General features: G+C 59.7%; 17 protein-coding genes. 14 read left to right on the forward strand and 3 right to left on the reverse strand.

Features of this window, described 5'->3' with window-relative positions; all coding sequences use genetic code 11:
* Positions 1-35: 35 nt before the first annotated feature.
* Positions 36-686, reverse strand: a complete 651-nt coding sequence (locus JAO82_RS00990; RefSeq protein ID WP_198684461.1) for a carbonic anhydrase — start codon at positions 684-686, stop codon at positions 36-38.
* Between the two features lie 299 nt (positions 687-985).
* Between JAO82_RS00990 and JAO82_RS00995 the strand changes: the two genes are divergently transcribed.
* The gene (locus JAO82_RS00995; RefSeq protein WP_198684462.1) at positions 986-2,368 is read left to right on the forward strand and encodes a leucyl aminopeptidase family protein; all 1,383 of its coding nucleotides are present in this window, start codon (positions 986-988) and stop codon (positions 2,366-2,368) included.
* The gene (locus JAO82_RS01000) at positions 2,365-3,180 is read left to right on the forward strand and encodes a C40 family peptidase (protein WP_198684463.1); all 816 of its coding nucleotides are present in this window, start codon (positions 2,365-2,367) and stop codon (positions 3,178-3,180) included. Before JAO82_RS00995 ends, JAO82_RS01000 begins: the two co-directional genes overlap by 4 nt.
* A 2-nt stretch (positions 3,181-3,182) precedes the next feature.
* Here JAO82_RS01000 and JAO82_RS01005 read toward each other — a convergent pair whose 3' ends face one another.
* Positions 3,183-3,527 carry a DUF2794 domain-containing protein gene (locus tag JAO82_RS01005; protein WP_198684464.1) on the reverse strand — a complete coding sequence of 115 codons (345 nt, stop codon included), beginning with the start codon at positions 3,525-3,527 and terminating at the stop codon, positions 3,183-3,185.
* A 298-nt stretch (positions 3,528-3,825) separates the two neighbouring features.
* On the opposite strand from JAO82_RS01005, the gene JAO82_RS01010 reads away from it, so the two are divergent.
* The 7 genes from JAO82_RS01010 (at position 3,826) to JAO82_RS01040 (ending at position 9,719) form a co-directional block, all read left to right on the forward strand.
* Positions 3,826-4,953, forward strand: coding sequence for an S-(hydroxymethyl)glutathione dehydrogenase/class III alcohol dehydrogenase (locus JAO82_RS01010; RefSeq protein ID WP_198684465.1), 1,128 nt, complete (start codon positions 3,826-3,828; stop codon positions 4,951-4,953).
* Complete coding sequence (locus JAO82_RS01015) at positions 4,954-5,667, forward strand: NYN domain-containing protein (protein ID WP_198684466.1); 714 nt, start codon at positions 4,954-4,956, stop codon at positions 5,665-5,667.
* Between the two features lie 58 nt (positions 5,668-5,725).
* Positions 5,726-6,700, forward strand: a complete 975-nt coding sequence (gene mbfA / locus JAO82_RS01020; RefSeq protein ID WP_198684467.1) for an iron exporter MbfA — start codon at positions 5,726-5,728, stop codon at positions 6,698-6,700.
* A 40-nt stretch (positions 6,701-6,740) separates the two neighbouring features.
* Entirely contained in the window at positions 6,741-7,667 is a 927-nt protein-coding gene (locus tag JAO82_RS01025; protein ID WP_198684468.1) for an AEC family transporter, read from the forward strand.
* Between the two features lie 101 nt (positions 7,668-7,768).
* Positions 7,769-8,599 carry an S-formylglutathione hydrolase gene (fghA, locus tag JAO82_RS01030; RefSeq protein ID WP_198684469.1) on the forward strand — a complete coding sequence of 277 codons (831 nt, stop codon included), beginning with the start codon at positions 7,769-7,771 and terminating at the stop codon, positions 8,597-8,599.
* A gap of 4 nt (positions 8,600-8,603) precedes the next feature.
* Positions 8,604-9,092: a YaiI/YqxD family protein gene (locus JAO82_RS01035; RefSeq protein WP_198684470.1), complete on the forward strand. Its 489-nt coding sequence runs from the start codon at positions 8,604-8,606 to the stop codon at positions 9,090-9,092.
* Positions 9,093-9,098: 6 nt separating this feature from the next.
* The gene (locus JAO82_RS01040; RefSeq protein ID WP_198684471.1) at positions 9,099-9,719 is read left to right on the forward strand and encodes an HAD family hydrolase; all 621 of its coding nucleotides are present in this window, start codon (positions 9,099-9,101) and stop codon (positions 9,717-9,719) included.
* Positions 9,720-9,728: 9 nt separating this feature from the next.
* On the opposite strand, the gene JAO82_RS01045 is transcribed toward JAO82_RS01040, so the two are convergent.
* The gene (locus tag JAO82_RS01045; RefSeq protein WP_198684472.1) at positions 9,729-10,550 is read right to left on the reverse strand and encodes an ABC transporter permease; all 822 of its coding nucleotides are present in this window, start codon (positions 10,548-10,550) and stop codon (positions 9,729-9,731) included.
* Between the two features lie 119 nt (positions 10,551-10,669).
* Here JAO82_RS01045 and cysQ point away from each other — a divergent pair, with 119 nt between their 5' ends.
* The 5 genes from cysQ to galE all read left to right on the forward strand — a co-directional run bounded on the left by cysQ (position 10,670) and on the right by galE (position 15,531).
* Positions 10,670-11,467, forward strand: a complete 798-nt coding sequence (gene cysQ, locus JAO82_RS01050) for a 3'(2'),5'-bisphosphate nucleotidase CysQ (protein ID WP_198684473.1) — start codon at positions 10,670-10,672, stop codon at positions 11,465-11,467.
* Positions 11,467-12,267: a 3-deoxy-manno-octulosonate cytidylyltransferase gene (locus JAO82_RS01055; protein WP_198684474.1), complete on the forward strand. Its 801-nt coding sequence runs from the start codon at positions 11,467-11,469 to the stop codon at positions 12,265-12,267. The genes cysQ and JAO82_RS01055 overlap by 1 nt, the downstream gene beginning before the upstream one ends.
* Positions 12,264-13,493 carry a glycosyltransferase family 2 protein gene (locus tag JAO82_RS01060; protein WP_198684475.1) on the forward strand — a complete coding sequence of 410 codons (1,230 nt, stop codon included), beginning with the start codon at positions 12,264-12,266 and terminating at the stop codon, positions 13,491-13,493. Before JAO82_RS01055 ends, JAO82_RS01060 begins: the two co-directional genes overlap by 4 nt.
* Positions 13,494-13,631: 138 nt before the next feature.
* Positions 13,632-14,525, forward strand: a complete 894-nt coding sequence (locus tag JAO82_RS01065; RefSeq protein ID WP_198684476.1) for a UTP--glucose-1-phosphate uridylyltransferase — start codon at positions 13,632-13,634, stop codon at positions 14,523-14,525.
* A 22-nt stretch (positions 14,526-14,547) separates the two neighbouring features.
* Entirely contained in the window at positions 14,548-15,531 is a 984-nt protein-coding gene (gene galE / locus JAO82_RS01070) for a UDP-glucose 4-epimerase GalE (protein WP_198684477.1), read from the forward strand.

Consider the following 15,531-nt stretch of genomic DNA (forward strand, 5'->3'; position numbering starts at 1 on the left):
CCGCCCTCCGGTGTTACGGCACCGGAGGGTACATTTCAGACCTGATGGAAACGGCCCTGCTTAGGATCGTAACATTCCAGACCCCCCTCGCCGATATTGGTCCAAAGGCCATGCAGGCTCAGCGAATTATCTTTCACCGCTGAGGCAACGAAGGGAAATGTCATCAGGTTTTCCAGCGACACGACCACGGTCTGCCTTTCCAACTCCCGCGCCTGTTCAGCACGATCCTTGATATTGGCGACCTGATCGTATTTTGGACGCAGAATATCCATCCAGCGGCCAATGAAGCTTTCTTTGGCTTCCAGTTCGGGCGCGAGGCCTTCGCACATGTCGATGCAGCCCTGCACGCCACCACATTGTGAATGCCCCAGCACGATCAGATGCGCGACCTTCAGCACATTGACCGCATAATCGATGGCTGCACTGGTTCCGTGTCGATTCCCGCTGTCCTCATAGGGTGGGATCAAATTGGCAATATTGCGATGGATGAAAAACTCGCCCTGATCTGCGCCGAAAATTGACGTTACATGGACGCGGCTATCGCAGCATGAGACCACCATTGCGCGCGGATGCTGCCCATCAGTCGCCAGCCGACGATACCAAACTTCATTTTCCTTATAGGATGTCGCTTTCCAGCCGTGATAGCGCTGCACAAGATAGCCCGGCAGAGGTTTGGCGTATTCCATTCCCGTTGTCCTGTCTGTTGGTGTCATGGCGTTCGATCTGCGTGAATACTCTGGATAGGCACCAAATTCGAGAGATAACACGTATATTTCGCAACCTTTTGATAACCGATTGGGGCGTTTCTGGTCGCATGGCTGGATTAATTAAGCAGGAAGGGTGATCCGTTCATGACTGATGCGGTGAGGCGGCCGGTCGCTGGCAGCGCTCAATGAGGCGCAAGAGGAAGCCATTTTGGCGGGGCTTGCGGCCACCGTGCGCTGCTTTAGGTTAGCCCACGATATCTCAAGATGGACCTCTGCCAATGTCACACCGCCTGATTCCCGCCAATGATAATGCCCTGCCGTTGCATGTGATCGAATCGTCGGACCTGACTCACTGGCTGGGCACGCAACCGGATGACATCGCCAACTGGGTGCGCACCAACGGGTTCAAGGGCAATCTGGGCGAGGCACTCATGGTGCCGAGCACCGGGGGCAAGCCCCTGATGGCGCTGGCGGGTTATGGCTCTGCCCAAGCTCGCGCGCGGGGCCGATTTGCGCTGGCCGCAGCGGCCGGCAAACTGCCCGAAGGCTGCTACCGCGTCGCCTCGGGCTTGCCCGAGGCTGCCCGCTCCCATGAAACGCTGGGCTGGCTGCTGGCAGGTTACCGTTTTGACCGCTATCGAGACGGCAAGGCGCGCGACCGGCAACTGGTTGTCCCCGAAGGTGTGGACAAGACAGAGATTGAAACCATCGCCGCAGGCGAGGCGCTGACCCGCGACCTGATCAATACCCCTGCCGCAGACATGGGGCCAGATCAACTGGAACAAGCAGCACGGGATCTGGCAGAACAGCACGGTGCCCAGATCGAAGTCATCACCGGCGACGACCTGTTAGAGCAGAACTTCCCCATGATCCACGCTGTCGGGCGCGCCGCCGCCGCCGCGCCCCGGCTGATTGACATGGAATGGGGCGACACCGGCCCGCATCTAACCCTTGTCGGCAAGGGCGTGTGTTTCGACACTGGCGGACTCAACATCAAGCCCGGCAACAGTATGGCGCTGATGAAAAAAGACATGGGCGGGGCCGCCACCGTTCTGGGCTTGGCCCAGATGATCATGACGCTGGGGCTCAAACTGCGTCTGCGGGTGCTGATTCCTGCGGTAGAGAACTCAATTTCCGGCAACGCCATGCGCCCCGGCGATATCCTGACCTCGCGTAAGGGGCTGACTGTCGAGATCAACAACACCGATGCCGAAGGGCGGCTGGTTCTGGCCGATGCGCTGGCACTCGCCGCTGAAGATGCCCCCGATCTGCTGGTGTCGATGGCCACGCTGACCGGCGCCGCCCGGGTGGCAGTGGGGCCGGACCTGGCCCCCTTCTTCACCGATGACGACGGTGCGGCGCTGGCGCTGGCCGCTGGCGCCGGTCGGGTCGCCGATCCGATCTGGCGCATGCCCTTCCATGCGCCCTATGAGGCCGATATCGAACCCGACATTGCCGACCTGGACAATGCCCCCGGCGGCGGCTTTGCGGGCGCAATTACCGCCGCGCTGTTTCTGCGCCGCTTCGCCGGAGAGGGTCGCTATGTGCATTGGGATATCTACGGCTGGCAGCCCAAGGCCGCGCCGGGGCGTCCCAAGGGCGGGGTTGGTCAAGGGGCGCGCGCCTTGCTCGATGCCCTGCCCGCCCTGTTGAAGCTATGAGCGATCGCCGTCTCACCCCGGCCAACGCCCGCGTCGCTGCCGCGCATCTTGATAGCGTAGATCCGGGGCTGACGCGGGTGCAGGGCCAGCCACGTCAGATCATCGTTTCGCTAGTGGACCTCTTGCGCGCTCCCGACGGGCCGCGCGACCGTCAATTGCTGTTTGGTGATCCCGTTACCGTGTATGAGAACCGCAATGGCTGGAGCTTTGTTCAGGCTGATAAGGACGGCTATGTCGGCTATTTGCCAAGCAGCGCACTTGGACCGATCACCGTGCCGACACATTGGGTCGCGGCCCCCGCGAGCCATGTTTATCGCGACGCTCACATCAAGTCGCCGGATCTTTTTGCGCTTTCTCTAGGGGCAAGGATCGCGGCACAGGCCGAACATCGTGATTTCATCGAAACCGCCGAGGGTTTCATCCCCCGCACACATTTGCGCGAAATAGAAGACGACGCAACCGATCCGGTCGCGGTGGCCAAAACATTACTGCACACGCCCTATCTCTGGGGCGGCAACAGCCGCTGGGGAATCGACTGTTCCGGGCTCGTGCAGGCGGCGCTTCTGGCTTGCGCCCTGCCCTGTCCCGGTGACAGCGACCTGCAACAGACATTGGGCCAAGAGGCTGATGGTGCCCCCCGGCGCGGTGATTTGCTCTTTTGGAAGGGCCATGTCGGCCTGATCGCCGGCCCGGATCGGCTGCTCCATGCCAACGCCTACCACATGGCGGTGGTGCAGGAGTCTCTGAAAGATGCAATCCAGCGGATCGCAGCCCAGGATGGCGGTGGCGTGACCGCCCATCGAAGACTGTAAATCTAATCCACTGCGCGGATCAGCTTGCGTTCCAGAACTCGCAACACAGCCTTTAGGTTATGGCCGCGCCGCAAAATGCGGCCATCCATCGCCACAACCGCATATTGCCCTTGTTTGTTCCGCAATTTCGGGCGTTTTTCGATGCGATAAAGCGGGTGCTCTGCAGTGCGGCGAAAGACCGAGAACACCGCCAGATCACGCAGGCAGGAAATCCCATAATCACGCCATTCTCCGGCGGCGACCATGCGTCCGTAAAGCGGCATGATGACGGCCAGTTCACTGCGATGAAAAGCAATCTGCCCTGAAACGGCGTTACGCGGAAAAGGATCAGGCGGCAAAAAGGTCATATCTCAGACTTGGCCGTATTGCGCCGCAAATCAAGCTATCATTTGCCAAGAGCGGTGATCAGCCTTCTTGGTCGGTCGCCTGTTTTTTTCGATCGACCGGTCAGAATCAGGTACCGAAGCTTCCTGTCGCTCAACAGGATGCATGGCCCAATACGATCATGCACAGCACTCCGCGAGCAATCGTCAGCCGTTCTCGACAGCCCGCCCGTGCGCCCTGTTTCCGCAAAAATTGTGTGGTTGAACCCCCCCAGCAATTGGCGCACAATCTTAGCCAAACTCATTCCCAAGGAGAATTCTAATGCGCACACGTGCAGCCGTGGCCCTTGAGCCCGGAAAACCATTGGAAATCATGGATGTAAACCTCGAAGGTCCCAAGGCGGGCGAGGTTTTGGTGGAACTCAAGGCCACCGGCATCTGCCATACTGATGAATTTACCCTGTCCGGCGACGATCCCGAGGGATTGTTCCCCGCCATTCTCGGCCACGAGGGTGCCGGGATCGTGCAGGAAGTGGGCGAAGGCGTTACCAGCCTGAAACCCGGCGATCATGTTATTCCGCTCTACACGCCAGAATGCCGCGAATGTGCCTCGTGCCTGTCGCAAAAGACCAACCTTTGCACCGCGATCCGTGCGACCCAAGGTCAGGGCCTGATGCCCGATGGCACCACGCGGTTCAGCATGTTGGATGGCACGCCGATCTATCACTATATGGGCTGCTCGACATTCGCCAATCACACCGTGATGCCCGAGATCGCGCTGGCCAAGATCGATCCAAACGCACCGTTCGACAAAGTCTGTTATGTCGGTTGCGGCGTGACCACCGGCATCGGCGCGGTGCTGAACAACGCCAAGGTCGAGCAGGGCGCAAAATGTGCGGTCTTCGGCCTCGGCGGTATCGGGCTGAACGTGATCCAAGGGCTGCGTATGGCTGGCGCCGACATGATCATTGGCGTCGACATCAACCCCGATCGCGAGGAATGGGGCAACCGCTTTGGGATGACGCATTTCGTCAACCCAAATGATACCGACAATATCGTCGAGCATCTGGTCAATATGACCAAGACCCCATTCGACCAGATTGGCGGTTGCGATTACACGTTTGACTGCACCGGCAATGTCAACGTCATGCGTCAGGCGTTGGAAGCCTGCCATCGCGGTTGGGGCGAATCCATCGTCATCGGTGTGGCACCTGCAGGGGCCGAAATCTCTACCCGCCCATTCCAGCTGGTCACCGGCCGGACGTGGAAAGGTTCGGCCTTTGGCGGTGCACGCGGACGCACGGATGTTCCCCAGATCGTCGACTGGTACATGCAGGGCAAGATCGAGATTGACCCAATGATCACCCACACCCTCAAGCTGGACGAGATCAACCACGGTTTCGAACTGCTGCGCAAGGGCGAGTCAATCCGCTCGGTCGTTCTTTACTAAATGTCCACAAGCAGTACGCTTCTCGCCGTCCTCATCGACGCCGACAACACCTCGCCCCGGTACACCAAGGCGATCTTTGACGAGATCGCCAGCTTGGGTGAGGCGTCGGTGCGGCGCTGCTATGGCGATTTTTCCAGCCAGCAAATGGCTGGATGGTCGCGGGTCCAGGCCGAATTCGGTCTGGTCCCGCATCACCAGCCGGCCAATACCGTCGGCAAGAATGCCAGCGATATCGCGCTGGTGATCGACGCCATGGACCTGATGCATACTGGCCGGTTCGATGGGTTCGTGCTGGTCAGTTCCGACAGCGACTTCACCCGCCTTTCCAGCCGCCTGCGCGAACAGGGGCTGGATGTTTTCGGCATGGGCATGCGCAAGACTCCAACAGCTTTCGTCAAGGCGTGCAAACGGTTCATCTATCTTGAAAACCTTGAAACCGCCGCGCCAGAGCAGCGCACCACGACTCCCCCGGCACCCACCGGCAAGTCGCTGAATGATGCGCGCGATCTTATCCTCAAGGCGATGGATGCGATTGATCAGGACGACGATTGGTATGCTCTGGGGCCGCTGGGCCAATTCATCACCGCTGCCAATCCCGATTTCGATACCCGCAGCTTTGGCAAGCGCAAGCTGAGCGATCTGGTCGCCGCACTCAAGGTCTTTGAAACCAAACGGGGCGACGGCAATCAACTGCTCGTGCGCCGGATCGATTGATTCTTGCGCGTCGGGTGCCCTCGCCGTAAGTTAGAATAGTTCTAATCTGCGGTGCGATATGCGCTTCCTTAGCCAACGCAAACGGTTCAAGGATCTCAGCCAACAGGAGATCCTTGCACTGGCGATTTCCTCGGAAGAGGACGATGCGCGGATCTATCGCGGCTATGCGGAGAGCCTGCGTCCCGCCTATCCCGCCAGCGCTCGGACGTTCGATGCGATGGCCGCCGAAGAGGATGCCCACCGCGCGCAACTCATCGACCTTCACGAACAGCGCTTCGGCCCCACGATCCCGCTGATCCGGCGCGAACATGTGGCAGGATATTTCAACCGCCGCCCGGTCTGGCTGATCGAGAATCTGGGTCTTGAGCGCATCCGCGAAGAAGCCGCGTCGATGGAGCGCGATGCTGAACGCTTCTATCTCAACGCCACAAAACACATCACGGATTCAGCAACCCGTCGCCTGCTTGGAGACCTGGCCGCTGCCGAGGCAAGGCACGGGACGCTGGCCCGCGATCTGGCCGACTCGCACCTGAACAAATCTATCCGCACCGAAGAGAACGCTGCCGCACATCGTCAATTCATCCTGACTTGGGTGCAACCGGGACTGGCGGGGTTGATGGATGGCTCGGTCTCGACACTCGCCCCGATTTTCGCCACCGCTTTTGCCACCCATGACACTTGGACCACCTTTCTGGTTGGCGTTGCTGCCTCGGTCGGGGCGGGCATTTCGATGGGATTCACCGAGGCCGCATCAGATGATGGCGAACTTTCGGGGCGCGGCTCGCCGGTGAAACGGGGCGCGGCCTCGGGGGTGATGACCACGCTTGGCGGTCTGGGTCACGCCCTGCCCTATCTGATCGCCGATTTCTGGACTGCCACAGGGCTGGCGATCTTCATTGTCTTTTTCGAGCTTTGGGCCATCGCGTGGATCCAAAACCGCTATATGCAAACCCCATTCTTTCGCGCCGCGTTTCAGGTTGTCTTGGGCGGCGCACTGGTGCTAGCGGCGGGTATCCTGATCGGCAGCGGCTGACGCGCTTGCAGCTCTGTGTTACAGTAGCTACCCCTTCTACATGGTCGAAATATTCCTGCGCACGCTCCCGTTTTTCGCTTTGATCGGCCTAGGCTTCGGCGCGGGACGCACCCGGTTCTTCCCACCGGAAGCGACCGCTTGGCTCACGAAGTTCGTCTTCTACTTCGCGCTTTCCGCGATGTTGTTCCGCTTTGCCGCCACCCTACCACTGGCCAAGGTGTTCGATGGATCGCTGGTGATGGGTTACCTGTTCGGCTGCGCGGTGGTCTATGCCATCGCCACCGGTATCGCCATGTTGCGCCGGCTCGACATGTCCACTGCCGCGATCGAAGCCCAATGTGCAGTAATCGGCAATACCGGTTTTCTTGGCCTGCCCATGTTCGCACTGCTGTTTGGCGAGGCCGCGATCGGCCCCATGATGTTGGTGCTGGCCACCGACATGATCGTGTTTTCGTCATTGATCGTGGTGCTGTTCACCGCTGCCCGCTCGCATCTTACGCCGGCCATCTTCGGCACGATCGGATTGGGTCTGCTGAAGAACCCGATGATCGTGTCGATCACACTGGGGCTGCTGTGGTCTGGGCTTCAGTTGCCGATGCCTGCCCCGCTGAATGAATTTCTGTCATTGCTGGGGGCCGCCGCGACGCCCGGCGCGCTGTTCGCGATTGGCGCCTCTCTGGCCGACAAATCCGCCGAGCGGGTTCAGATCGCAGGATGGCTCAGCTTTTGCAAATTGGCGCTGCACCCTGCTGCGGTTGCTTTGGGCGTGCTCGTGCTGTTCCCGGTCGACAGTTTCTCGGCCACTGTGGTGATATCCGCCGCCGCCTTGCCGATCGCCGGCAATGTCTATATGCTAGCGCAGCATTACGGCGTGGCACCACACCGGGTTTCGGCGACGATTCTGATTTCGACCGCGCTCAGCATACTGACCATTCCGCTTGTTATCACACTGACCGCGCTCATCTGATCTTTTCACTCTCTTCCAAATACCCGCCGGAGGCTCCCGCACTGGATGGCCTCGGCCCCGCCTTGTAGCCATGACGCAACTTTGCAGAAAGGACTGTATTAATGAAAACTATCTCGGAAAACACCTGTTTTGATGGCACCCAAGGGGTTTACAGCCACGCCTCAACTGCCTGTGATGGTGACATGACCTTTGGCCTGTTCCTCCCCGCCGAGGCGAAAGAGGAAAAAGTACCCCTGCTCTGGTTCCTATCGGGGCTGACCTGCACCCATGAAAACGCCATGACCAAGGCCGCGGCGCAGGGCTGGGCCGCCGAACATGGTATCGCGCTGGTCTTCCCTGATACATCGCCGCGCGGCGAAGGCGTCGCCGACCATGACGATTTCGATCTCGGCCAAGGCGCGGGCTTCTATGTCAATGCAACACAAGACCCCTGGGCCAAGCACTACAAGATGTGGGATTATATCGCCGACGAACTGCCCGCGCTGCTGGCCGAGAAGTTCGCCATCGATCCCGAGCGCCAAGGGATCACTGGCCACTCTATGGGGGGGCACGGCGCGTTGACGCTGGCAATGACCCTGCCGGGCCGCTACCGCTCGGTCTCGGCTTTTTCGCCGATCTCTAACCCGATCGATTCCGATTGGGGACGCAAGCAGTTCACCGCCTATCTGGGCGAGGACGAAAGCACATGGGCCAAACACGACGCCTCGAAGCTGATGTTGGAAAAGGGCTTCGACGGGCCGATCCTGATCGACACCGGTACCAAAGATCAGTTTATCGATCTGTTGCGCCCCGAAACACTGGCCGATGCCATTTCCAAGCGTCGCCAGCAAGCAACCTTCCGTCTGCAGCCCGGTTACGACCACAGCTATTTCTTTGTCTCGACCTTCATCGAAGATCATATTGCCTTCCACGCCGAAGCGCTCTGGTCATAAGCCGGTGGTCGCGCTTTACATCGACGGTGACTCCTGCCCCGTAAAGGGTGAGGCCGAGCGCGTCGCGACCCGGCACGGGCTGCAAATGTATCTGGTATCTAACGGAGGGCTTCGGCCCTCCGCCAACCCACTTGTTGAAACGGTGATCGTCGACGAGGGTGCCGACGAGGCCGACATGTGGATTGCCGAACGCTGCGGCGTTGACGACGTGGTGGTAACCGCAGATATTCCGTTAGCCGCGAAATGTGTTGCCGCCGGTGCCCGGGTGCTGCGGCACGACGGCAGTGCGCTAACACAGGCCAATATCGGCCAACAACTGGCCATGCGCGATCTGATGACCGACTTGCGCGCCGCCAATCCGCTTAATACGGTCGGAGGCGGCGGCAGACCTTTCACTCGGGCGGACAAGTCGCGTTTTCTGGACGCGCTGGAACAGGAAATCCGGGCTGCGGTGCGGAGCCAGTCCAGCCATGTTACTCCCCGAAACGGATAACGCGGGATGCGTCCACAAGCAGTGATATTCGACATTGGCAACGTGTTGATCGAATGGCAGCCGGAACGGTTCTATGATCGCATGATCGGAGACGAACGCCGCCGCGCCATGTTCGCCGCTGTCGACCTTCACGGCATGAACGACCACATCGACCGGGGCGGCGCGTTCGCCGGCACCGTCTATGACACCGCCCGCGCCTATCCCGACTGGCACGACGAAATCCGCATGTGGCACGATAATTGGATCGAACTGGCCAGCCCCGTCATCGACCACTCGCTGCGCCTGCTGCGGGCGCTGCGAGCCTCGGGCGTTCCGGTCTTCGCACTGACGAATTTCGGCACCGAAAGCTTCGATCATGCGGTGACGCATTATCCGTTTCTACGCGAGTTCGACCGGCATTACATTTCGGGCCATATGAAGGTGATCAAGCCCGACCCCGAAATCTATCGGCAGGTCGAAACCGATTGCGGGCTGGCCCCCGAAACTCTGCTGTTCACCGATGACCGCGCCGACAACATCGCCAGTGCCCGCAACCGGGGCTGGCAAACCCATCTGTTTCGTGGCTCCGCTGGCTGGGCCGACGTGCTGGTTGCTGCGGGTCTTTTGACCCCGGACGAGGCGGCGTGAAAAAGCGCCCTATTGACGCGCGCCCCAGCTCACCGAAGCATGGCGACGGGTGTGAAATTCACCCATCAGCCCGATCATCAGCAAGACAACCCCCACCCAAAACGCATATTGCCAGCTGGTGAAATGCGGATTGTAGTTGATGAACACATAGCCACGCGCCTGATCGATGCTGTGAAAAAGCGGATTCCAGTCAAACATTGCCAGCATGAAAGCGGGCAACATATTGGCCAGAAACATCTTGCCCGACGCAATCATATTGGCACGCTGATAGACGATCGTCGCGATTCCCACGAAGGTCGGAAACCAAGGCTTCAAAGCGTAGAAGATCAGGCCCACAGCACTTCCAGTGAACCATGCCAACAGCACCATGGAAAAGGCGCTGATCGGATCATCTATGGTGATTGGGGTAAAGGCGACATGATAGATGAACAGGATAACGAACATCGACAGAACCTGGATGTAAAGCGACCCCAGCGCCGCCGCTGAAATGGCGATGGCTGTGTTCATCGGTGCGTGTTTCATCATCGGGCTGCTTGGCCCTTCGGCCGCTGACACCGCACCGACGGCCTTGGTATGGCACATGAACAGGAAGATCCCCGACATGACATAGAGCAGGAAATCGCCGCGAATGGCCGCGGAGCGGATGCCCAGAACCGTGAACATGACGTAAAACACGATCACGAAAACCACGACCTGTAGAATGTTCACCAATATCGCTATGAAGGCATTGTTGTGCTTTTTTCGTATGTTGCGCACAATCGAGTGAAAAATAAGTTCAAATATCTGCAGGGCGCCTGCCAGTTTGGTCAGTCTCTGGCGGGGATGAAACATCTATCGGTGTTCCTGCATCATGGCGCGACTGTAGGGAATTCTTGCCGTTTCGTTGCCGTGGCACCATAAGTGGGCCACTATCGCTTTTCAACGACTGCAGAAGGACGGAGCGCCCGCTGATGGATTATGATCACCTTGCCCGTGTGATCCGCAAACTGGCTATTCAAGCCGGAGACCGGATCATGCAAATCTACAACTCCGACGATTTTGAGGTGAAGACAAAATCCGATGACAGTCCCGTCACCGAAGCTGACGAGGCTGCCGATGAACTGATCTCTGCCGGGCTGCGTTCAGAGTTTCCCGACATTATGCTGGTAACCGAAGAACAGGCCGACTCCCATGATACGTCCGGGGATACTTTCCTGATTGTCGATCCGCTGGACGGCACCAAGGAATTCATCAACCGACGCGGCGATTTTACTGTCAATATAGCACTGGTCGAGAACGGCACCCCCACGCGCGGTGTGGTCTACGCCCCGGCGCGTGATCGCATGTTCCTGACCCTGGCCGATGGCACCGCAGTCGAGGAAGCCGGCCCGTTCGACGCCGATAAAATCGGCGCGACGACGCCGCTCCGCGTGGCGGACAGCGACAACGACGCCCTGATGGTGGTGGCCAGCAAATCCCACCGCGACCAAGCAACCGACGACTATATCGCGAAATATGCGGTCAAGGACATGAAAAGCGCGGGATCGTCGCTGAAGTTCTGTCTCGTCGCCGCGGGCGAGGCCGATCTTTATCCGCGCGTCGGGCGTACCATGGAATGGGACACGGCCGCCGGTCATGCAGTGCTTGCCGGTGCGGGCGGCAAAGTTGTCCGGTTCGATGATCACACCCCGCTGACCTATGGCAAGGACGGTTACGCCAACCCGTTCTTCATTGCCTTCGCACCAGGCGTGCAGCTGAAGGGCGTCTGATGTCGGTCCTGATTGTTATCCCCGCGCGCTATGCCTCGACCCGCTATCCCGGCAAGCCACTGGCCGAACTGCGTGGCGCAAGCGGCACAGCACGCAGCCTGATCGAACGATCATGGCAGGCTGCCAACGCCGTCAGCGGCGCGGATCGCATCGTGGTAGCAACGGATGATACCCGGATTCGCGATGCCTGCCACGGCTTTGGGGCCGAGGTAGTGATGACCTCGCCCGATTGCGTCAATGGTACAGAACGCTGCTCCGAAGCCCACGCTGCCTTGGGTGGCGAGTTCGAGATTGTGGTGAACCTGCAAGGTGACGCTCCGCTGACACCGCATTGGTTCATCGAGGATCTCATCGCGGGACTGCGCGCGAACCCGGCTGCGGAAATCGCCACGCCAGTATTGCGTTGCGATGGCGCAACACTGAATGCACTTCTGGCTGACCGCCAAGCGGGCCGCGTGGGCGGCACAACCGCCGTCTTCGGCGCCGATCACAGCGCGCTTTACTTCAGCAAAGAAGTCGTCCCCTTTACCGGCACGACCTGGGCCGACACTGCCGACACACCAGTCTTCCACCATGTCGGCGTTTATGCCTATCGCCCGCAGGCGCTGGCCGCCTATCCCGGCTGGCCGGCAGGACCGCTGGAACAATTGGAGGGGCTGGAGCAATTGCGGTTTCTGGAGAATAGTCGCCAAGTTCTGTGCGTCGAGGTGCAGGCACGGGGGCGGCAGTTCTGGGAACTCAACAACCCCGAGGACATCCCCCGGATCGAGGCAATGATGGCGGCCATGGGCCTGGAATGAACCGGCTGCCGGTCAGTGTGGTGGTGGTCAGCCGGGGCCGCCCCGATGCGCTGCGCCGCTGCCTGACCGGACTCTCCCGCCTGCAATATGACGCGTTCGAGATCATCGTCGTGGCCGATGAAATGGGCCGCACCATGTTGCGACGCCTGCCGCTTCTCCGGCAGGTGCATCTGATCGCATTTGATGGGGCCAATATCTCGCAGGCGCGCAACCTTGGGATTGCAGCGGCAGCGGGCGAGATCGTCGCCTTCATTGATGATGACGCTGTGCCCGAACCGACCTGGCTGCATCACCTGACCGCGCCCTTTGCCGAGACCGATGTGGCGGCCACAGGCGGCTATGTGCGCGGGCGGAACGGCATCTCGTTCCAAACGCGCGCGCAATCCGTGGACGGCACCGGCCAGACCGCGCCGATCCACTTGCGCGACACGAATCCGGTCGTCCTCGCCCCGACACGAGACAAAGCGATCAAGACCGAAGGCACCAACATGGCGCTCCGCCGGTCAGTACTGGCCGCGATGGGCGGGTTCGATCCGCGCTATCGGTTCTTTCTGGATGAAACCGACGTAAACATGCGCCTCGCGGATCTGGGAGTGCGTACCGCCATCGTACCGCTGGCGCAGGTGCATCACGGATTTGCTGCCAGCGCGCGACGACGGTCTGATCGCGTGCCTTTAGATCTATTCGAGATCGGGGCAAGCTGCAGCGTTTTTCTCGCGGCTCATTGCGTGCCTGAGGAACGCGCGGCGGCGTTGCGCCGTGTGCAACACGAACAGCGCACCCGATTGATACAACACCTTGTGCGCGGCGGATTGGAGCCCCGGGACATGCGCCGCCTGTTGGCCAGCCTGAAGGCAGGATTCGAACATGGCCTGCAGCGCCACCCTGCCCCCCTTCCCCTGCTGCCCAAGCCCACGCGGTGCTTTCTGCGTTTTCCCGCTGTCACAACCAAGCCGCCCGTTTTTCTGGCGGGCCGTCCTTGGCAAAGACCCATGTTGCGCCGTCGCGCCCGCCATATGGCTGCGGACGGCGTTAACGTGACGTTAATACTGTTATCCCCTACTGCCCTGTTACATCGGGTCAGTTGGCGTGGCACCTATTGGGAGCAAAGCGGCGGCATATTCGGCAAGAGCGAGCGCAGCCAGAAGTTGTTTTCGTTTTGGAGGTTCTCGAAACGGGTCGCGGCGGAAATCGAACGGGTCGGCTCTGTGCGGGTCCTGCCCTGAAAAACCGCGCAGAATCTGAACTCCGGCTGATCCGCGCGTGGCGCTAAGGATTATGGATGCTACAGTACGGCAATTGATATAGGCTTGCTGGAACAGAATACTGCGCTCGCCAGCCACTCCTATTAAAGAGGTCCATTTATGCAAAAGAAAGTTACCAAAGCAATTTTTCCGGTGGCCGGTTTGGGAACGCGTTTTCTGCCTGCGACCAAATCTGTCCCCAAGGAAATCATGACCTTGGTCGACCGCCCCTTGGTGCAATACGCCATCGACGAAGCGCGCGCGGCGGGCATTACCGAGTTCATTTTTGTCACCTCGCGCGGCAAGGGCGCGCTGGAGGATTATTTCGATCATGCGCCCGTTCTGGAGCAGGAGTTACAACAGAAAGGCAAGAACGATCTGCTGGCGACGCTCAATTCCACCTATATGGACAGCGGAGCCGTCGCCTATATCCGCCAGCACCGTGCGCTGGGACTGGGACATGCGGTATGGTGCGCCCGCCGCCTGATCGCCGATGAACCCTTTGCCGTCATTCTGCCGGATGACGTGATTGCGGCCGAAAAACCGTGCCTGCAACAGATGGTCGAAGCACATGCCGAAACCGGTGGCAACATGGTCGCCGCGATGGAGGTTCCGGCTGAAAAGGCCGCGTCCTATGGGGTTCTGGATGTGGCCGAGGATATGGGTTCGGTCGTGTCGGTGAAAGGCATGGTGGAAAAGCCAAAACCCGACGAGGCACCTTCGAATCTGGCTGTAATCGGGCGCTATATCCTGACGCCCTCGATCCTGCAAAATCTTGATTCCATGAAGAAGGGCGCGGGCGGCGAATATCAACTTACCGACGCCATCGCCGATGATATCCGGGCCGGGAACCCGGTTTACGGCTACCGTTTCGACGGTCAGAGATTTGATTGCGGCTCGAAGGCAGGCTTCTTACGGGCCACGGTCGCCTTTGCGTTGGCACGTGACGATCTGCGCAATGACCTGTCCGAATATCTGCACGAAATGGTACAGCTGGACAAAGCCGCCCAGTAAGAGGCGACCCCGGGGGACGGAAATGGCAAATATACTTGTGACCGGCGGTGCGGGTTATATCGGCTCGCACGCCTGCAAAGCGTTGAAAGCAGCCGGATACACACCGGTTACCTATGATAACTTGATTACCGGTTGGCAAGAGGCCGTTAAATTCGGCCCGTTTGAATACGGCGATCTGGCTGACCGGGCGCGCTTGGATCAGGTGTTTGATCAGTATAACCCGGTGGCGGTGATGCATTTCGCCGCGCTCAGTCAGGTCGGCGAGGCGATGTCCGAACCGGGCCGATACTGGCGCGGCAATGTCTGCGCGTCGCTTACCTTGATTGAGGCGGCGGTGGCGGCGGGCTGCCTGGACTTTGTATTTTCCTCGACCTGTGCCACCTATGGCGAACATGACAACGTGGTGCTGGATGAAAACACGCCGCAACAACCGCTGAATGCCTATGGCGCTTCGAAACGCGCCATCGAAGACATGCTGCGCGATTTCGAGGCCGCATATGGGTTGCGCCACGTGATTTTCCGCTATTTCAACGTCGCCGGTGCCGACCCCGACGCGGAAGTCGGCGAATGCCACCGCCCCGAAACGCATCTGGTACCGCTCATGCTTGACGCAATTGACGGCAAGCGCGATGCGCTGACGGTGTTCGGCACCGATTACGATACGCCGGATGGCACTTGCATCCGCGATTACGTGCATGTTTGCGATCTGGTCGACGCTCATGTTCTAGGCCTGAAATGGCTACAGCAAGGCAAAGGCAGCCGGGTCTTCAATCTGGGCACCGGAGCGGGTTTCTCTGTACGCGAAGTGATCAATCATTCCAGCGCCGTGACCAACCGAGAAGTGCCATACGTGATCGGTCCGCGACGTACGGGCGATTGCACCAGACTGGTTTCAGGGTCGAGCCGGGCAGAAACCGAACTTGGCTGGAAACCGGTCCGGTCAAATTTGCAGCAGATGATCGCCGATGCATGGCGTTGGCATCAGACCGGCCTATACGACAGATAA

It is taken from the genome of Pontibaca salina, assembly GCF_016307205.1.
Lineage (GTDB): Bacteria > Pseudomonadota > Alphaproteobacteria > Rhodobacterales > Rhodobacteraceae > Pontibaca > Pontibaca salina.